Genomic DNA, 16,925 nt, shown 5'->3' on the forward strand with positions numbered 1-16,925 from the left:
ACGGTTTGTTGACAGGTTTACCGTAGATTAGCCGCGAGTTTAACTTCCCTCACCCTCTCCAGAAGACTCAGCCGGCAACCATCCAGCAACTTCTCAGGCAAACCACTAGCTAGGCAGAACCTATGGGTATCACCATCGAAGGGGTATCGAAGCGTTTTGGGCAGTTTCAGGCCCTTCACCCCACCGATCTCACCATTCCCACGGGATCCCTGGTTGCCCTCTTGGGGCCATCGGGTTCTGGCAAATCCACCCTGCTGCGCCTGATTGCCGGCCTAGAAAAGCCGGATACGGGGCGGATTTCCCTCACCGGGCGGGATGCTACCCATGCCAGCGTCCAGGAGCGCAACATTGGTTTTGTTTTTCAGCACTACGCCCTGTTCAAGCACATGACGGTGCGGCAGAACATCGCCTTTGGCTTGGAGATCCGCAAGGCTTCACGGGCCGAGATTCGGGCACGGGTGGATGAGCTGCTGGAGCTGGTGCAGCTATCGGGGTTCGGGGATCGCTACCCCTCTCAACTCTCTGGGGGGCAGCGGCAGCGGGTGGCCCTAGCCCGCGCTTTGGCGGTGGAGCCGCAGGTGTTGCTGTTGGATGAGCCCTTTGGGGCCCTGGATGCCAAAGTCCGCAAAGAGCTGCGCAAGTGGTTGCGGCGCCTGCACGATGAGGTGCATGTGACAACGGTATTTGTAACCCATGATCAAGAGGAAGCCATGGAGGTGGCGGATCAGATCGTGGTGATGAACCAGGGGCGGATCGAACAGGTGGGATCCCCGGCAGAAATCTATGACCATCCAGCTACACCCTTTGTGATGAGCTTTGTCGGCCCGGTCAACGAGCTTTCTCCCCGCTCCCAACTCTTTTGCCAGCTTCCCGAGGTGCAGGCCGGCCCGCATCAGCTTTTTTTGCGCCCCCACGATGTGCAGATTGAGGTCAACCCCGGCAGCAGTGGTGTTTCTGCCCGCGTTAAGGAGATCATCCACCTGGGTCGGGAGATTCAGGCGGAGCTGATTCTTAGCGATGGCGGATCCCTGTGGGCCCATCTCAGCCGCGAGCAATATGCCAACCAACCCCTGCAGGTGGGGCAGCAGGTCTATGTGCGCCCCAAGGTGGTGAAAGCCTTTCCCGTCAAAAAAACCGAGATGACCGCAATGCCGGTGGGAGCTTGAGAAACGTTGCTGCAAGCTTTGTCTCAACTGTCTTGGCCGTGGCGGCTGACCCTGGGCTATCTCTTCTTGATGTTGATTCTGCCGCTGGCTGCCTTGATTGCCAAGTCCAGCAGCGTGGGCTGGGCGGAGTTTTGGCGGATCGCGACGGATCCCGTGGCCCTCTCCGCCTATGAAGTTACTTTTGTAACCGCGTTGCTGGCGGCTCTGATCAACGGCGTGATGGGCACTTTGACCGCTTGGGTGCTGGTGCGCTACGCCTTCCCCGGCAAAAAGCTCCTAGAGGGGTTGATCGATCTGCCCTTTGCTCTGCCGACTGCGGTAGCCGGCCTCACCTTGGCGACGGTTTACAGCAGCAACGGCTGGGTGGGATCCCTTTTGGCCCCCTTGGGGATCCGCATCTCCTTTACCCGCTTGGGGGTGGGGGTGGCGATGCTGTTTATTTCTTTTCCCTTTGTGGTGCGGACGGTGCAGCCGGTGTTGCAGGAGCTGGAGAAAGATGTGGAAGAGGCAGCCTGGAGTTTGGGGGCTTCCCGCTTTCAGACCTTCCGGCGCGTGGTGCTGCCCCAGATCCTGCCGGCGGTGCTCACCGGGGTAGCCCTAGGGTTTTCCCGCGCCGTGGGGGAATACGGCTCTGTGGTGATCATCGCTTCCAGCATTCCCTTTCGGGACTTGATTGCGGCGGTGCTGGTAATTCAGCGGCTGGAACAACACGACTATGCCGGGGCAACGGTGATCGGAACGGTGATGTTGGGGATCTCTTTCCTGTCGCTGGTGGTAATTAACCTTCTGCAAGCCTGGGGAAGTCGCCATGAAACCTAAGGGGGTATCGGGTGTCAAGCCGGAGCCATCGACAAACCCTTGGCTGTCGGGCCTGTTGATCGGGATCGTCGGGCTCTACATCGCGCTGCTGCTGGGGATCCCGGTGGTGAACATCTTCTATCAGGCGTTTCGAGAAGGGATCCCAGCCTTTCTCCATCGCCTGACGGAGCGGGAGTTGCTCAGTGCCCTGCGGTTGACGGTGCTGACGGCGCTGGTCGTTGTGCCCCTCAATACCTTTTTCGGCCTCTGTGCCGCCTTGGCCATTGCCCACCGGCGTTTTCCGGGGCGGGCCCTGCTCCTGAGCCTGATCGACTTGCCCTTTTCCATTTCCCCGGTGGTGGCCGGCCTAATGCTGGTGCTCATCTTCGGGCGTCAGGGTTGGCTGGGATCCTGGAGGGTTATCTTTGCCTTTCCGGGCATTGTGTTGGCAGCGGCTTTCATCACCCTTCCTTTTGTGGCGCGGGAAGTGTTGCCGGTGTTGGAGGAGGCAGGCACCGACCAGGAAGAAGCCGCCAAAACGCTGGGGGCAACCCCCTGGCAGATCTTTTGGAGAATCACCCTGCCCAACATCCGCTGGGGCCTTCTGTACGGCGTCATCTTGACCAATGCCCGCGCCATGGGGGAGTTCGGCGCTGTGGCTGTGGTTTCCGGCAACATCATTGGCCGCACCCAGACCTTGCCCCTGTTCGTGGAAGATGCCTACCGCAGTTATGCCACTGCCTCAGCCTACGCGGCGGCGGTGGTGCTCTCTTTGCTGGCGGTGGTGACCTTGGTGGCCAAAGAGCTGCTGGAGCGGGGATCCCATTCCCGCCGGATCTTTTGATCCGTCAGGGTGTGGATCAGACGGGCTCGGTGAGGATCTCTGGCAGACAAACCTTAGTGCCCCCCAGGCCGCAGTAGCCGCGCGGATTCTTGGCCAGATATTGCTGGTGGTAGTCTTCGGCGTAGTAAAACTCAGGCGCGTCTAAGATCTCGGTGGTGATCTGGCCGTAGCCGTGGGCGGTCAGGGCCTGCTGATAGAGATCGCGGGTTTTTTCCGCCAGCTCCCGCTGCGCCGGAGAATACACATAGATGCCGGAGCGGTATTGGGTGCCCACGTCATTGCCCTGGCGCATCCCCTGGGTAGGGTCGTGATTTTCCCAAAACACCTTCAGCAGTTGGGCATAGCTGACCTGAGCCGGGTCGTAAACCACCCGCACCACTTCGTTGTGGCCGGTCAGGCCGGTGCAGACCTCTTCGTAGGTGGGGTTGGGGGTAAACCCGCCGGCATAGCCCACCGCCGTGCTGAACACCCCTGGCACCTGCCAAAACCTGCGCTCTGCCCCCCAGAAGCAGCCCATGCCAAACAAGGCCAGCTCCATGCCCTCAGGAAAAGGCGGCTGCAGCGGATTGCCGTTGACAAAATGCCGATTCACGATCACCATCGGCTCGGCCCGGCCCGGCAACGCTTCTTCCGTTTTGGGCAGGGACAGTTTCTTGCCAAGTTTGCCAAAGCCAAAGAGCACCATAGGGACAGCCCGATACATTCGTTAACAGTTACCAGCCTAGCTCAGTTGGCTCCTCATGTGTTGGAAAAATCCTTGATCGGGTCAGCTCACCGATTCAAAAGCCCCCAGCCGCTTGGCCACTAGCAGATAGACGGTCATGATCCCCATCGGCACAACCGTGAAGGCTGCCGCCAAGGGAATGTTGCCAGAGGTGCCCTGGAAGGTGAGAACTGCCTGCCCGATAAAATAGCTGGAATTGCCCAGAGAATAGGGCACCACAAAATCTCCCAGTGTTAAGGAAAAGGTAAAGACCGACCCGGCCAGGATCCCTGGCAACGCGAGGGGGAGAATAACATGGCGGAATGTTTGCCAACCCTGAGCCCCCAAATCTGCAGAAGCCTCAATTAAGCTATCGGGCACTCGCTCCAAAGCCGCCTGAATCGGCAGAATCATGTAGGGCAGCCAAACATAGAGAAACACCAAGAAAATACCCAAGTTGGATACGGCCAGCGATGGCCCACCGATCCCGGGCAACTGCAAAATCTTTTCCACCCATCCCTGTAGGCCCACATGGGCGAGTAGGTAGGTGAGGATCCCTTCTTTAGCCAAGATCAACTTCCAGGCATAAACCCGAATCAAATAACTAGACCAAAGCGGTAGGAGCACCAACAAATACAAAAAGCCCTTCCAGCGAGGAGAGGCCAGTCTGACCATAGTATAAGCCAGAGGAAAAGCCAACACAATGGCAGCCAAAGTGACTGCCAAAGCCATAGTCAAGCTGCGGACAAAGATATCCACATTGGCCGGAGTGAGCAGCTCTCGATAGGTGGCCAAAGTCAACTTTCTCAGGATCAGGCCGGTAAAGGGATCCAGATGATAAAAACTTTGCAGCAGCAGCGCCAGCAGCGGCCCCAAGTAAAAGACCAGCAACCAAATGAGAGGTGGCCCCAACAGAATGGCAAGGGTGAGCGTCGGGTGACGATAGAGGAATCCAAACAGATCGGGTTTATCGGTTATCTGAGTTGTTTTGGCCATGGCCAGGCAGGCATGAAGATCAGCTTTTCATTCCCTCTTTTTGGTGTTATTGGAATTGTAGGTCGACGAGCCAATAGAATTCAACAGAATTGGGATTGAGAAAGTGCGAACAGGCAAGAGGGATTGGCTTGTCTACACCTGCCGGCGGGTATCCTTTGAGGGAAAACGGCAATCAGAAGATGCCGGTATGGTCATTTCGACTCAAACTAGGACACTGCACCCACACCTAAAACATTGGTCGCGTCGTCGCGTCAGCGCTGCGGAGCAATAATGCATGGGGCCATAAGGCTTTTCTCGTATAGCCCAGGTGTCTCACTCTAGCCTAAACGACCATATCTTGCTTGGCGGGAAGTGGAGGGCCATCGTAGACAGGGATCCTTTGAACCTTTTGGGGGCATTGGGAGTCAGACAAAGCAAGGTTGAGAACAAGGGAGCGTCCTCTCGTGCAGGCGGCAAAGGATACATCCGATTGGGAGCTGATCCAGCGCTGCCTCAACGGCGACAGCCAGAGCTTTCGCCAACTCTACCGCAAATACCAGCAGTCGGTACGGAATATCCTCTATCCCTTGTGTGGAGCCGATCTTTTGGATGACCTGGTACAGGAAGTGTTTATTCGTGCCTGGAAAGGGTTGCCTCGGTTTCGCGGCTCGGCCCAGTTTTCCACTTGGCTGTATCGCATCTGCTGGAATGTGGCCTCAGATCAGCGACGGCGCTGCGCCCGGCAACACTCCCAAACCCAAAACCTGGCCCTCGGATCGGATATCGCTCACCCTGGCCCCGACCTGATGCACTTGCACTACCAACAGGCTCTACAGCAAAGCATGGCTCAGCTTAGCCCTGAACACAGAATGGTTCTGATTCTGCACGACCTAGAAGATCTGCCCCAGAAAGAAATCGCCGAGATTTTAGGGATCCCGGTGGGAACGGTGAAGTCCCGGCTGTTTCACGCCCGTGCCACCATCCGTCAACACCTACTTCAGGAGGGCATTACCCCATGAGTGAGCACCCCAACCCCCTAGCAGACGAGCGGCTGCGCCACTTTTTGCGTCAATATCGCCCCCTCCCTCCCCCTGCGGCCTCTGGGCTGGAGGAGCAGATCCTTCAAGTTGTGGCGACTCATCCACTTCATGGCCGGCTCAAGCACCCTTGGCGTTGGGTTGGCATCTCCCTTTTGGCGGGCGCTTTGCTGGGCTGGATTGGCTATCAGCGCTGGCAGGTACAGGTGGTGGCCCAGGAGACCGAAGCCCTAGAAAGTTTTTTGGTGAGCACTTGGGGAAGCTTGCTGAGCCCAGAGGGAACAGAAACCGAAACTTGGTGGATAGAACGCGATCCAGAGGGATCCTAAATCCATCAGCCTCACGAATATCCCCCTTCATTGACCATTACACCGCTGAGACTTCTGAGACCTTGGTCAGATTCTTGGTCAGATTCTTAGAAAAAGCCTGCAAAGAACCATGAGAAATGCTTGGATTTGGATCCCCATTTTGCCACTCTACCTGGGATCCCTGGGTGAACCGGTGATGGGCCAACCCCGCCCCCTGCGAATGATGGATTTGCGCCGCCCCTTTGCTCGCAATTTGCGGGAGCTGAACCTCTCCGACGAGCAGTTGCGGCAATTGCAGCAGATCCGCCACCGCAAACAGGAAGAGTTGTTGGAGCGCATTTTGGAGTTGAGGGCAGCCCGCGGTCGATTGCGGGAGTTGCTGGTCGGCGATGCCCCTGAGTCAGAAGTGGCAGCTCAATTTCAGCGGGTACAACAGCTAAGCCAAGAAGTAAATGCCAAACGTTTTGAGGCAGTTCTGGAAATGCGACAGGTCCTCAGCTCAGAACAGCGGCAACACCTGCTGAAAATTCTCGAAGAGGCCGCTCCATTTTAATTGGATGGCTGGTTGGTATGAGCTGTTATGGTCATTTAAACAGGAATGAAACATTTCCGCCTGGCTCCCCTCTTCCTCTGAGAGAAGGGGTGAAGGCAGTGGCAGGGAGCGTTTGGGGAGTGTCTCAACCTAGCTTGAAATGACTATAACAAGGCGCTTAAATATCCAGGGCAACAATGACAGGGGCATGATCGCTGGGTTTTTCGGCCCGCCGTGGCTCAACATCGATCCAGCAAGCGGTGGCTTTCTCCTGTAGCTCACGAGACAGATAATGATGATCAATGCGCCAGCCGCGATTCCTTTGAAACCCCCCCGAGCGATAGTCCCACCAGCTAAAATGGCCGGGATCTGGGGTGAACCTGCGAAACGCATCTTCAAACCCTAAAGCCAGGATCTCCCGCAGGGCTTGTCGCTCCGGTTCGGAAGCCATGATTTCTCCCGCTTTTTGGGGATCATAAATATCCCGATCTTCCAGGGCAATGTTAAAGTCCCCGCAGAGCAGGATGGGATCCCCTTGGCTCAGGGCAACGGCGAGGTAATCCTTCAGCGTGGCTAGCCAGCGCAATTTGTAGGCATATTTTTCCGATCCCACCTCAGAACCGTTGGGCACATAAAGGTTGAGAATACGGATCCCGCGGTAGATGGCGCTCATCAGCCGCTTTTGCTCGTCCAAATCTGCCGCCGCAGGCAACAGCGCACCAAACCCCCGTTCCACTTTTTCCGGGGGATCCCGGCTGATCAGAGCCACACCGTTGTAGGACTTTTGCCCGTAGACCTCCACATGAAAGCCCCGCTCCTGAAAGGCCGCCCGGGGAAAGTCTTCATCCACCACCTTAGTCTCCTGCAGGCAGAGCACATCCAGGGATCCCTGGCTGTCCAGCCAAGCCAAAACCTGAGGCAGCCGGGTGCGAATGGAGTTGACATTCCAGGTAGCCACTTGCATGAGGGATCCCGCTCACTCCACCAAGGTTCTTCCTCGGATTTGGGCCAGCCGCTCCGCATCCAGCACCTCCCCCTCGGTGTAGTAGCCGGCAGCTTTTTTGGCCTCGATCTCCACACGGGCATCCGCCGGGATCAGCTCTTCTGGGATGGGCACCCGCTGCAGAACCTCAATGCCGGAGTTGGTGATGGCTCGATACTTGAGGTCGCTCATGGAAATCAGGCGATCGATTCGGGTTATGCCCAGCCAATGGAGCACATCCGGCATCAACTCCTGAAACCGGATGTCTTGCACCCCTGCCACACACTCGGTACGGGTGAAGTAGGCATCAGCCCGATCCCCTCCTTCCTGGCGCTTGCGGGCGTTGTAGACCAAAAACTTGGTCACCTCCCCCAAGGCGCGGCCTTCTTTGCGCAGGTACACAATCACCCCAGCTCCACCGGCCTGGGCCGTCTTAACGCATTCCTCAATGCCATGCACCAGGTAGGGGCGGCAGGTGCAAATATCCGAGCCAAACACATCGGAACCATTGCATTCGTCGTGAACCCGCACCGCCAGGGGCAAAGCCGGGTCGGTGATGGCGGCCACTTGCCCGATGATGTACACCGTCTGGCCACCGATGGGCGGCAAAAACACCGATAGGTCTGGGCGAGTCACCAATTCTGGAAACATGCCTCCCGTCTGCTCGAAGAGGGTGCGGCGCAGCAGGCTTTCGCTCACCTGCAATCGTTTGGCGATCCCCGGCAGGTACCAGACCGGCTCGATTGCGGCTTTGGTGACCACCAGGCTGCCATTGTCTTTGAGGATCCGGCCATCCACCCGCAACCGCCCTTTGTTGACCGCCTCCTGCAGTTCGGGCATGTGGATGTGGGCCTGGGTAATGGCAATGGTGGGACGAATGTCGTAGCCCTGGGCATAGAGGGGGGCAAAGACTTCTCCCACAACCGCTCCCCAGGGATCCAAAGACACAATCCGGTCTGGATCTCCCCAGCTTGGGTGAGGGCCAATCGACACCACCGGGGCAGTATGGGTTAAATCGGCGCGGTGATCCGCCTGCAAAGAGCCACTGGCCACAGCCAATGCCCGATAGACAGCGTAGGCTCCCGCATGGGTGCCGATGACATTGCGATGGGCAAGATTGGTCAGGCTACCCACCACCGGCCCCCGCTGCAGTGGATCCAAGGATCCCCAGCGGATCGGCTGGGCTTGCGTCCCATGAGGGGAGGGATGGGAGGTGAGAACAATGTGATGAGGACGGGAGGAAGGTTCGCTCATGGTCCTCAAATGCCTGGAAAATGGAAGAATCTGGAGAAAACAGAATTATAGGCGATCCCCAGCCGTTTCCAGAGAGCTTGCCCCTTCTTTTGGGGTGCCTAGACAACGATTTTGGCCAAACCCAAGGGGCGGATCCCTGCCGGCGAAACCTCGACCCGATAGGGCAACATCTCCACTCCGGCTTGCAGGGCCTCACGAAACAGACGGGCATAGCGGGGATCCCGTTCTTCGCCGGGGGCAAACTCGGTGCAATCGGCGCGATTGATCCAGTACATCAGCAGGGCACGCTGCCCCTGTTGGCGCACCGCGATCAAATCTTCCAGGTGTTTTTGGCCGCGAGTGGTCACCGTATCGGGAAACAGCGCACGGGATCCCTTGGCCCAGGTGGTGTTCTTCACCTCCAGATAGGCCGAGCCAGCGTCTCCTGTCAGCAGAAAGTCGATTTTGCTCTTGCCGCAGGTCACCTCCCGTTGCCGGCGGGAAAATCCTGCCAACTGGGGAAACCACCCTCGCTCCAGCCCCCATTCCACCAGGCGATTGGGCAAGCTGGTGTTGATCCCCACCCATACTCCATCCACCTGGATCATCTCCCAGGTGTAGGCCAGTTTCCGTTTCAGCTCTGGGTGATGGGAGAGGTACACAGGTGCCCCCACCTGACAGACCCCACTCATCGGCCCTGTGTTGGGGCAATGGGCGATGATCTGTTGCCCGTTTTCCAGCTCCACATCGGCCAAAAACCGCTTGTAGCGGCTGCGCAGCACCCCTCTGTGCAAGGGGCTCGAAAAGCGGTAAGGCACCGGCCCATCCCTGCACTCCATCCGCAAAGCCTCTCCTTATCGTAGGTATTTTTTCTTTAGGATTTTGGAAATCTTCTCCGTGGATCGTCTCTCCTGCGCTAGGGTGAATCATGTGTCCCAAGGCTTGGGGCAGCCTTTTACGGCTTTTTCCGACTTCATGGGAATTCTGCAGATCACTCTGGGAAGCAGTAAGATCCCTATCGCACAAGAGAGGCGTCTGCATTATCTGTAGTCGGTGCTGCCGGAAAGAGCTGTATTGGCGATTAAACCCATTTAACACCTCGTTTTTTCTGCCCTTTTGTCAAAACTTGGAGAAGAAAACCCGAATGCTGCGTCTTGATCCTGATCCCGGCTTTCAGCCTGCGGATCCCTTGCAGGACAACCGTGGGCGTGTGGCCATATTCATCGACGGATCCAATCTGTTCTACGCCGCTCTGCAACTGGGCATTGAGATCGACTACACCCGCCTGCTGAAGACGCTGAGTGGTCGGTCGCCCCTTTTGCGCTCTTTTTTCTACACCGGCGTCGATCGCAACAACGAAAAGCAGCAGGGGTTTTTGCTCTGGATGCGCCGCAATGGCTACCGCGTGGTTACCAAAGAGCTAACCCAGTTGCCCGATGGATCCAAGAGAGCCAACCTGGATGTGGAAATTGCCGTGGATATGCTGTCGCTGGTGCGCTGGTATGAGACGGCTGTGCTGGTGAGCGGCGATGGAGACTTGGCCTATGCGGTCAATGCCGTCAGCTACCAAGGGGCACGAGTGGAGGTGGTTAGCCTGCGTTCCATGACCAGCGATCAACTGATCAACTTGGCGGATCGCTACATCGACCTGGAATCCATCAAAGACCAAATCAAGAAGACCAACCGTCCCTCCTCTCCCTACCTGTACCGACCGGGGTTCACCACTGATGAGGAGGACGAGGGGTGACTTCATCCCTCACCCCTAGCTCCTCTCCCCAAAAGAGAGGGGCGATCAGTTCAGTAAGTTCACTGTGATTCCGAGTTTGAAGGGATCCCCTGCAGCAGGTAAACCGGGTTCAGGGGGGCAAAGCGGGTGCCCTTGGCCAGGACGGCAGAGCGGGAGATCTGAACGTGATCTACTCGGACTTGCCAGCCGCGCGAACGCAGCCATTGCAGGGCTTCACTGCAGGTTTCTAGGGTAGCGAAGTTGGCCACCAAGATCCCTCCAGGCCGCAGGCGGGCTTCCACCACCGGCAGCAGATTGCGGATCCCTTTGCCGCCACCACCCAGCACCACCCGATCCGGATCTGGCAGGTCGGCCAACACTTGGGGGGCTGCCCCCGGGATCACCTGCAGGTTCTCCAGTCCAAAGCGTTGCCGGTTGCGCCGAATCAGGCAGATGCCGGCGGCATTCCGCTCAACGGCGTACACCTGAAGTTGGGGGGAAAGACGGGCTATTTCGATGGCCACCGAGCCGGTGCCGGCACCGATATCCCACACCACGCCCTCCTGGGGGAGCTGCAGGGATCCCAAGGTGAGCAGGCGGATGGGCTGCTTGGTGATCAAGCCGGGCTGGTCGGGAAAGGTGTAGAACTGGTCGTCCGGGATCCCTACCAAAGGCCAGCGATGGGGATCTGGCTCCGGTTCTACCCGTCGCAGCACCACCACGTTGGGGTTGGAGAAGGATGAATTCTGACCTTCCTGGAGGGGCACGATCTGCTCTTGAGGGGATCCCAGTTGGCTACATACCCAGGCTTGGTAGCGCACCGGCAGCCGCAGGTCGGAGATGAAGCGGGCCAAGACCGTCGGCGTGTGCTCCGGATCGGTGAGCACCACGATCACAGGGGATCCCTGCTTGAGAACGGCTTCCAACCGCTCCACTCCCCGCCCGTGCAGGCTGAGGATGGTCGCCTCCTGCCAGGGGATCTGCAGGCGGTTCAGGGCCAGCTGCACCGAGCTCACCTGCGGATAGAAGGCCAACCGCTCCGCTGGGAAATACTCCGTCAACAGCCGCCCGATCCCGAAAAAAAGCGGATCCCCGCTGGCCAACAAAACTAGGGATCCCTGAGCCATCTCCTGCTGCAAAAGCGGGATCCAACTTTCCACCGGCCCGGTGAGCGGGATCTTGCGGGCCGGATGATCGGTAAAGTGCCGGAGCAGATGAGGGGCTCCTGCCAAAACCCTGGCTTGGGAAAGGGGGGGGATCCCCCAGGAAGCCACAGAGCCATCCCCCGCTACCCCTACGACCGCAAGCTGAGGTGACCGCCCAGGTGCTGCCGTAGCCATTTAACGTTCGACAGGTGGGTGGTATTGGCGCATGTGATTGAGAAAATCCAGTCGCAGCTCCGCCACTTCCCGTTGCATTTCCCGCATCTCCCGAATAAAGCTGAGTTGAGCCTCGATCAGGCGGCCATCGCGCTCCCGAAATTGCTCCATCATCATGGCTTGCGCTTCCCTCAGTTCGGCAAACCCAGCCTGCATATCTCGGCGGCACTCCTGTATGGCCACCTCCAGCTCGTCTCCCCGCTCTTCGTTCTGTCGAATCCGCTCCTGGTTCTGTTGGATCAACGCCCTGATCTCCTGGATTTCGGTCTGGAGTTGGGCTTCCATAGCCTGCCGCTCGGCCCGCATTTCGGCCATCTGGGCCTCAAAGCGCTCAGCCGACCGCTGCTGCTCGGCCCGCATTTCGGCCATCTGAGCCTCAAAGCGCTCGGCAGATCGTTGCTGTTCAGCCCGGATCTCGGAGATTTGGGCTGCAAAGGCCTGCCGCATCTCAACCATCTGAGCCTCAAAGCGCTCAGCCGACCGCTGCTGCTCGGCCCGCATTTCGGCCATCTGAGCCTCAAAGCGCTCAGCCGACCGCTGCTGCTCGGCCCGCATTTCGGCCATCTGGGCCTCAAAGCGCTCGGCAGACCGCTGCTGCTCAGCCCGGATCTCGGAGATTTGGGCTGCAAAGCCCTGCCGCATCTCAACCATCTGAGCCTCAAAGCGCTCAGCCGACCGCTGCTGCTCGGCTCGCATTTCGGCCATCTGGGCCTCAAAGCGCTCGGCAGACCGCTGCTGCTCAGCCCGGATCTCGGAGATTTGGGCTGCAAAGCCCTGCCGCATCTCAACCATCTGAGCCTCAAAGCGCTCAGCCGACCGCTGCTGCTCGGCCCGCATTTCTTGGATTTGTTCTTGTTGTTGCTGAAGGTTGCGAATCAGCCACTCCTCTTGTTCTGGGGTCATGGGAAAGGTCTGAAGATATCCCTTCAATTCTAGTCAGTTGGGGATGGGATCCCGTTGAGCTGCCAAGAGAAGGGCATTGACAACGGCAGCGGCTACCGGGGATCCGCCTTTGCGGCCCTCCACCCGAATCTGGGGAACATCCGTTTGCGCCAACGCCTGCTTGGCCTCTTCCACCGCCACAAATCCCACCGGCACTCCGATCACCAAAGCCGGCTTGACCCGCTGTGCCCGAATCTCCTCCACCAAAGCCAGCAACGCGGTGGGGGCATTGCCAACGACAAACAGGGCTTCTGGATAGCGGCGTGCCAAGTTCACCATCCCATTGGCGGCGCGGGTTTGACCGGGCCAACGAGGCTCCTCCACCCAGTCCAAAGCACAGTAGAGGGGGATCCCTTGGGCTTTCAGACCTGACTGGATCCCGGCTGCCACCATCCTGACATCGACAACGACAGGCCGCTTTTGCCGCAGGGCTGCCAGGGCTTGTTCGACGGCGTTGGGGCCGAAGAAAAAGCGATCCCGTAGCTCAAAGTCGGCAGTGGCATGAATGGCGCGGCGCACCACCTCATAAGGGATCCCTTGCCAGGGGTGGGGGCCAATCTCTTGATCGATCTGGCGAAAGCTGGCAGCAGTGATTGGGTCTACCTGGAAGGCTTCATTCATTGGGTCTGGAGTCAGGGGCACAGTCATGCTGGCATGTCCTAAAGAAGAACCGGTGGCGAAGTAGCTTTGGGCGAGCCGAGAAAACCACTAAGATTGGTCTAGCCTAAATTGGAGATGAGCCTATTGTTGTCACCCACTCCTCCCTTGCACAGACTCAACTCCCATCCTTCCCCTTCTGCTCCCGTCGGCGCCAATTCCGTCGGCAATCCCGGTTTCTCCTCTGTTGATGCGCCCTCCCCTTCCCCAACGGGCAGCGACAGGGATCCCTTGTCGGCTTTGCCTCGCTACGGCTACTCCCAAACCTGGCATTGGCGGGGCTGGCCCATCCATTTCACCTACACCCCCAGTCGCGCCCAAACCCTTACCGGTGTCGTCAACTTGACGGCAGCTCCGGCCCTTTTAATCCATGGATTTGGAGCGTCAGTGGGTCATTGGCGCCACAACATTCTCCCTCTGGGATCCCAGCGCTCCGTCTATGCCCTCGACCTGCTGGGATTTGGCAAGAGTGCCAAGCCGGAGATTGCCTACAGCGTTGATCTGTGGGTGGAGCAGGTACACGAGTTTTGGCAAACTCACATTCAGCAGCCCAGCATCCTGGTGGGCCATTCCATCGGGGGCTTGGTGGGAGTCATTGCCGCCGCCCGCTATCCCCAGATGGTGAAGGGCCTGTGCTTGATTAGCTGCGCCGATGGGCCCCATCCGGAAGAATTGCCCTCTCCCTGGGATGCTCTGGTGCGAGCCCTCTGCGAAGGGATTCTGTCGTTGCTGGGGTGCCCCCTCACTTATCCCCACCTCTTCAACTGGCTGCGACAAACCGAGGTGCTACGAGCTTGGATCAAGAATGTCTACAAGCGGGATGAGCAGGTGGATGACGAGCTGGTGCAGATCTTCCAGAGACCGGCCTTTGAGCCGGGGGCAGCCCACGTGTTTTTGGACGGTCTGAGGGCCATTCTCTGCCGCCGCTTCGACAGCCCCAAACGCCTGCTGCCCACCCTAAAAATGCCTATCTTGCTACTTTGGGGCCGAGAAGATCCGGCAGTGCCCAGTTTTTTGGCAGACCAATTTAAGCGCTGGCAACCTGCCCTCACCTTGGTGAAGCTGCCGGGAGTAGGCCACTGCGCCCACGACGAGCTGCCTCACTGGGTCAACACCCTCATCGGGGAATGGGCGGCCAGTCTGGAGACCTGCCCTGACTTGCCCACCCCCCTTCAGCGGGATCCCCTAGTCAGCTAGTTCAGCAAGTGATCTGAGCTATTCCCGGCAAGGTGCCACAAGTGAGGGCTATCGGCACAGGCCCCCCCCAGCTTGGAACACCCCCAAGCCAAATCCCAGCCTGCCGCCGGGAAAAGGGATCCCGCTCAGAGATCAGGGGGCAGCTTGAGGATCTGATGCTGGCGCATCCCCTGCCAGCGGCGAATGAGATCGCCATCAATACCGAACTGATCCAACGCCTTCACCACCACAAAATCCACCAAATCTAGGATGGTACGCGGCTGGTGGTACCAAGCTGGAATGGCCGGAACAATGCGCGCCCCCGCTTCTGCCAGAGTGGTCAAGTTGCGCAGGTGGATCAGGCTAAAGGGGGTTTCCCGCGGCACCACCACCAAGCGTCGTCCCTCCTTGAGCTGCACATCAGCAGCCCGCTCCAGCAGATCCGAACTCAAGCCGGCAGCCAACTTGGCAACTGTACCCATGCTGCATGGGATCACCAACATCCCCTGCGTGCGATAGGAGCCACTGGCAATGGTTGCCCCCACATCCTGCCAGCGATGACAAACCAGGGATCCACCGCTGCTCTCGGCTTGTTGTCGCCAAAAGTGGGCCTGCTTGCGGGGGTCTGTCGGCAGCAGCACCCCGTGTTCTCCCTGCCACACCTGATAGGCCGCTTTGGAGACCACCACTTCGACACAGTAGTCCAGGCTGAGCAGAACATGCAGAGCACGCACAGCATAGAGCATCCCTGAAGCGCCAGATACGCCAAGGATGATAGGCAGAGAGGATGTCAAGGGCCGCCGGGGAACGTCTTCTGCTCAAGTCTAGCGAGGGGAGCCGTCCCTCGCCTGCTCAGGGGATCCCTAACCCACCGCTCCAAAAGACTTGCACAACGCGGGATAAAAATGCTCCTGGCACAGGTTGAAGGCAGCGCTCAAGCCCCAGTCTGACTCTTCTCTGTTAGGTCTGCAGATTTTGCCGCCCGTTGCGGATCACCCGCAAGGACTCCACCAACCGCAACTCCAAGTCTTGCAACACCTGATCCACGTAACGGTGGGCCTCCCGCTGCAGGCGCTCCGATTCCTGCAGTGTCTGCCGCCGCACCTCCTCACTCTGTTGATAGGTTTGTTGCAACAACTGCTCCGCCTGAGCTTGGGCCTGTCGCAGAATCGCCGATTCGTTGAGGAGCTGCTCAGCCCTACGTTGGGCCGCGGCCACAATTTCTTGGGCGTAGCGATTGGCCTCTGCCAAGATCCGATCCCGCTGGCGCAGCAGTTCCTCCGCTTCCTCCAGGGCTGTCGGCAGGTTCAGGCGGATAAAGTCTAACTGCTCCAGAATCTTTTCCTCTTCAATAAGGGTGCGAGACCAAAACAGGCGAGGGCTACTGAGAATGGCTGCCTCCAGTTGATCCAGGGCCTCCTGGACGCGCATCAGAGCCAGGGTCTGATCCCCAAAGGGTACGCCGGCACGATTGGAAGGATCAGAGGGCAATTCTCGCATCAGTCCAGAGGAAAGTGGCCGCGCCAAGCAAACGGGCAAAGCAGGCAAGATAACGCCTACCATATCAGGTTCTCGGTTTCCTGAATCTGCGCAGTCTCCCCTTCGCTCCAACCCCTCTTTGGTCAAGGAGATGTTCTTTCTGATACTCAAATATGGCAGATTTTCCCCCTTGCAGAGGCTATGAGCCAAGCGGCAGAGGCCGGCGCCGGTCAGTTGGTGCCACAGCCGTTGTTTTATCCATTGGAGCTGAAGTTGCCCGGCTGCAAAAAGAGCGCCAACGGAAGTTCGTTTTTTGAGTTGCTGCCAATTCCCTGAAGATGGCCAAGCTCCGGGTGGTTGACAGCAACCTGTGGCACACTGAGGAGAAAGGAGTTAGAGCCCGAGCTGCTCATGCCACAGCCGCAGCCCCCCCGCAGACTGGAAGACCAATTTGTGGAGAATGTCTCCCGTTACCCCACCTACTTTATTACCGTTTTGCTGGGGGGGATCTGGGCCGGCCTCCAGCCTTTTGTTAGCCTGTATCGCAAAAGTCCAACAGCGGCGGCCATGGTGACGCTGGGATCCCTGCTGTTGCTGCTGTTTGTTTATTTCACCCTGCGAGGCATGACAGGGAATACCTTTTTGCCAGAATGGCTGCTGGGTTAGCCGTACAGTGGACGCCGGAAGCAGAGGCACGCCTCAAGGAGATTCCTTTTTTCGCCCCGCCGCCTGCAAGAAAAGCGAAAAGCTTGCCCGGAAATTGGGGATCCAGCAGATACGGTGGACACCTCTGAGCAGGCCACGCAACAATTGGGCTCTTGAGGGATCCCGGCTGCAAGCTGTAGCGAGGGGATTGGATTTGCCGCTAGCTTGGTAGAGGTGTTCTCCTCCGTTCCCTCGTTTATTTTTGCAACTCATGGCAGATTGGATCCTGTTGGCGCTGGTGGGTTCTGCAACCTACCTGCTGCTGCAAAAAAGTGTGGCCCGC

Annotated in this window: 19 protein-coding genes; 9 read left to right on the forward strand and 10 right to left on the reverse strand. The window is 58.4% G+C overall.

What is annotated here, in order from left to right; genetic code table 11:
• The first annotated feature begins 122 nt into the window (after positions 1-122).
• Genes NW849_RS05890 through cysW form a run of 3 tightly spaced genes read left to right on the forward strand, consistent with a single transcriptional unit; the run spans position 123 to position 2,808 of the window.
• Positions 123-1,166, forward strand: a complete 1,044-nt coding sequence (locus tag NW849_RS05890) for a sulfate/molybdate ABC transporter ATP-binding protein (RefSeq protein ID WP_414343938.1) — start codon at positions 123-125, stop codon at positions 1,164-1,166.
• Positions 1,167-1,172: 6 nt separating this feature from the next.
• On the forward strand, positions 1,173-1,985 hold the full coding sequence (cysT, locus tag NW849_RS05895) for a sulfate ABC transporter permease subunit CysT (RefSeq protein ID WP_414356537.1): 813 nt from the start codon (positions 1,173-1,175) through the stop codon (positions 1,983-1,985).
• On the forward strand, positions 1,975-2,808 hold the full coding sequence (gene cysW, locus NW849_RS05900; protein ID WP_414356539.1) for a sulfate ABC transporter permease subunit CysW: 834 nt from the start codon (positions 1,975-1,977) through the stop codon (positions 2,806-2,808). Before cysT ends, cysW begins: the two co-directional genes overlap by 11 nt.
• Before the next feature lie 16 nt (positions 2,809-2,824).
• Here cysW and msrA read toward each other — a convergent pair whose 3' ends face one another.
• The gene (gene msrA, locus NW849_RS05905) at positions 2,825-3,493 is read right to left on the reverse strand and encodes a peptide-methionine (S)-S-oxide reductase MsrA (RefSeq protein ID WP_414356576.1); all 669 of its coding nucleotides are present in this window, start codon (positions 3,491-3,493) and stop codon (positions 2,825-2,827) included.
• Between the two features lie 81 nt (positions 3,494-3,574).
• Complete coding sequence (locus tag NW849_RS05910; protein WP_414356542.1) at positions 3,575-4,507, reverse strand: ABC transporter permease; 933 nt, start codon at positions 4,505-4,507, stop codon at positions 3,575-3,577.
• 443 nt (positions 4,508-4,950) lie between these two features.
• Between NW849_RS05910 and NW849_RS05915 the strand changes: the two genes are divergently transcribed.
• The 3 genes from NW849_RS05915 to NW849_RS05925 all read left to right on the forward strand — a co-directional run bounded on the left by NW849_RS05915 (position 4,951) and on the right by NW849_RS05925 (position 6,384).
• Entirely contained in the window at positions 4,951-5,505 is a 555-nt protein-coding gene (locus NW849_RS05915; protein WP_414356544.1) for a sigma-70 family RNA polymerase sigma factor, read from the forward strand.
• A complete protein-coding gene (locus tag NW849_RS05920; protein WP_414343942.1) occupies positions 5,502-5,852 on the forward strand; it encodes a hypothetical protein in 351 nt (116 codons plus the stop codon). The genes NW849_RS05915 and NW849_RS05920 overlap by 4 nt, the downstream gene beginning before the upstream one ends.
• A 109-nt stretch (positions 5,853-5,961) precedes the next feature.
• Entirely contained in the window at positions 5,962-6,384 is a 423-nt protein-coding gene (locus NW849_RS05925) for a Spy/CpxP family protein refolding chaperone (protein WP_414343944.1), read from the forward strand.
• A 157-nt stretch (positions 6,385-6,541) separates the two neighbouring features.
• On the opposite strand, the gene xth is transcribed toward NW849_RS05925, so the two are convergent.
• The 3 genes from xth to sfsA form a co-directional block, all read right to left on the reverse strand.
• Entirely contained in the window at positions 6,542-7,327 is a 786-nt protein-coding gene (gene xth, locus NW849_RS05930; RefSeq protein WP_414343946.1) for an exodeoxyribonuclease III, read from the reverse strand.
• Between the two features lie 12 nt (positions 7,328-7,339).
• Positions 7,340-8,599: a GTP cyclohydrolase II gene (locus NW849_RS05935; protein WP_414356547.1), complete on the reverse strand. Its 1,260-nt coding sequence runs from the start codon at positions 8,597-8,599 to the stop codon at positions 7,340-7,342.
• 98 nt (positions 8,600-8,697) lie between these two features.
• On the reverse strand, positions 8,698-9,417 hold the full coding sequence (sfsA, locus tag NW849_RS05940; protein WP_414356549.1) for a DNA/RNA nuclease SfsA: 720 nt from the start codon (positions 9,415-9,417) through the stop codon (positions 8,698-8,700).
• A gap of 305 nt (positions 9,418-9,722) precedes the next feature.
• Between sfsA and NW849_RS05945 the strand changes: the two genes are divergently transcribed.
• Positions 9,723-10,325 carry an NYN domain-containing protein gene (locus tag NW849_RS05945; protein ID WP_414356551.1) on the forward strand — a complete coding sequence of 201 codons (603 nt, stop codon included), beginning with the start codon at positions 9,723-9,725 and terminating at the stop codon, positions 10,323-10,325.
• Between the two features lie 59 nt (positions 10,326-10,384).
• Here NW849_RS05945 and cbiE read toward each other — a convergent pair whose 3' ends face one another.
• Genes cbiE through NW849_RS05960 form a run of 3 tightly spaced genes read right to left on the reverse strand, consistent with a single transcriptional unit; the run spans position 10,385 to position 13,273 of the window.
• Entirely contained in the window at positions 10,385-11,644 is a 1,260-nt protein-coding gene (gene cbiE / locus NW849_RS05950) for a precorrin-6y C5,15-methyltransferase (decarboxylating) subunit CbiE (protein ID WP_414356553.1), read from the reverse strand.
• Entirely contained in the window at positions 11,645-12,586 is a 942-nt protein-coding gene (locus NW849_RS05955) for a hypothetical protein (RefSeq protein WP_414356556.1), read from the reverse strand.
• A gap of 33 nt (positions 12,587-12,619) precedes the next feature.
• Positions 12,620-13,273: a cobalt-precorrin-8X methylmutase gene (locus NW849_RS05960; RefSeq protein ID WP_414356559.1), complete on the reverse strand. Its 654-nt coding sequence runs from the start codon at positions 13,271-13,273 to the stop codon at positions 12,620-12,622.
• A gap of 87 nt (positions 13,274-13,360) precedes the next feature.
• Between NW849_RS05960 and NW849_RS05965 the strand changes: the two genes are divergently transcribed.
• Positions 13,361-14,479 (forward strand): alpha/beta fold hydrolase, encoded by a 1,119-nt coding sequence (locus NW849_RS05965; protein ID WP_414356561.1) that lies wholly within the window; start codon positions 13,361-13,363, stop codon positions 14,477-14,479.
• Between the two features lie 125 nt (positions 14,480-14,604).
• Here NW849_RS05965 and NW849_RS05970 read toward each other — a convergent pair whose 3' ends face one another.
• Both NW849_RS05970 and NW849_RS05975 read right to left on the reverse strand, forming a co-directional pair.
• The gene (locus NW849_RS05970) at positions 14,605-15,252 is read right to left on the reverse strand and encodes a flavin prenyltransferase UbiX (protein ID WP_414356563.1); all 648 of its coding nucleotides are present in this window, start codon (positions 15,250-15,252) and stop codon (positions 14,605-14,607) included.
• Between the two features lie 166 nt (positions 15,253-15,418).
• Positions 15,419-16,021, reverse strand: a complete 603-nt coding sequence (locus tag NW849_RS05975; protein ID WP_414356566.1) for a hypothetical protein — start codon at positions 16,019-16,021, stop codon at positions 15,419-15,421.
• 327 nt (positions 16,022-16,348) lie between these two features.
• On the opposite strand from NW849_RS05975, the gene NW849_RS05980 reads away from it, so the two are divergent.
• Positions 16,349-16,603, forward strand: coding sequence for a DUF751 family protein (locus NW849_RS05980; protein WP_414356569.1), 255 nt, complete (start codon positions 16,349-16,351; stop codon positions 16,601-16,603).
• The last annotated feature ends 322 nt before the right edge of the window (positions 16,604-16,925 follow it).

Origin of the sequence: Synechococcus sp. R55.3 (genome assembly GCF_047461975.1) — a bacterium.
Taxonomy (GTDB): Bacteria; Cyanobacteriota; Cyanobacteriia; order Thermostichales; family Thermostichaceae; genus Thermostichus.

Excerpts from the sequence above, each read along its gene's own strand:
- NW849_RS05890 (WP_414343938.1), top strand. The coding sequence starts at position 123 with ATGGGTATCACCATCGAAGGGGTATCGAAGCGTTTTGGGCAGTTTCAG.
- cysW (WP_414356539.1), top strand. The coding sequence starts at position 1,975 with ATGAAACCTAAGGGGGTATCGGGTGTCAAGCCGGAGCCATCGACAAAC.
- NW849_RS05980 (WP_414356569.1), top strand. The coding sequence starts at position 16,349 with ATGCCACAGCCGCAGCCCCCCCGCAGACTGGAAGACCAATTTGTGGAG.
- NW849_RS05910 (WP_414356542.1), bottom strand. The coding sequence starts at position 4,507 with ATGGCCAAAACAACTCAGATAACCGATAAACCCGATCTGTTTGGATTC.
- NW849_RS05920 (WP_414343942.1), top strand. The coding sequence starts at position 5,502 with ATGAGTGAGCACCCCAACCCCCTAGCAGACGAGCGGCTGCGCCACTTT.
- msrA (WP_414356576.1), bottom strand. The coding sequence starts at position 3,493 with ATGGTGCTCTTTGGCTTTGGCAAACTTGGCAAGAAACTGTCCCTGCCC.
- NW849_RS05935 (WP_414356547.1), bottom strand. The coding sequence starts at position 8,599 with ATGAGCGAACCTTCCTCCCGTCCTCATCACATTGTTCTCACCTCCCAT.
- NW849_RS05975 (WP_414356566.1), bottom strand. The coding sequence starts at position 16,021 with ATGGTAGGCGTTATCTTGCCTGCTTTGCCCGTTTGCTTGGCGCGGCCA.
- NW849_RS05965 (WP_414356561.1), top strand. The coding sequence starts at position 13,361 with ATGAGCCTATTGTTGTCACCCACTCCTCCCTTGCACAGACTCAACTCC.
- xth (WP_414343946.1), bottom strand. The coding sequence starts at position 7,327 with ATGCAAGTGGCTACCTGGAATGTCAACTCCATTCGCACCCGGCTGCCT.
- NW849_RS05945 (WP_414356551.1), top strand. The coding sequence starts at position 9,723 with ATGCTGCGTCTTGATCCTGATCCCGGCTTTCAGCCTGCGGATCCCTTG.
- NW849_RS05960 (WP_414356559.1), bottom strand. The coding sequence starts at position 13,273 with ATGACTGTGCCCCTGACTCCAGACCCAATGAATGAAGCCTTCCAGGTA.
- sfsA (WP_414356549.1), bottom strand. The coding sequence starts at position 9,417 with ATGGAGTGCAGGGATGGGCCGGTGCCTTACCGCTTTTCGAGCCCCTTG.
- NW849_RS05955 (WP_414356556.1), bottom strand. The coding sequence starts at position 12,586 with ATGACCCCAGAACAAGAGGAGTGGCTGATTCGCAACCTTCAGCAACAA.
- cbiE (WP_414356553.1), bottom strand. The coding sequence starts at position 11,644 with ATGGCTACGGCAGCACCTGGGCGGTCACCTCAGCTTGCGGTCGTAGGG.
- NW849_RS05925 (WP_414343944.1), top strand. The coding sequence starts at position 5,962 with ATGAGAAATGCTTGGATTTGGATCCCCATTTTGCCACTCTACCTGGGA.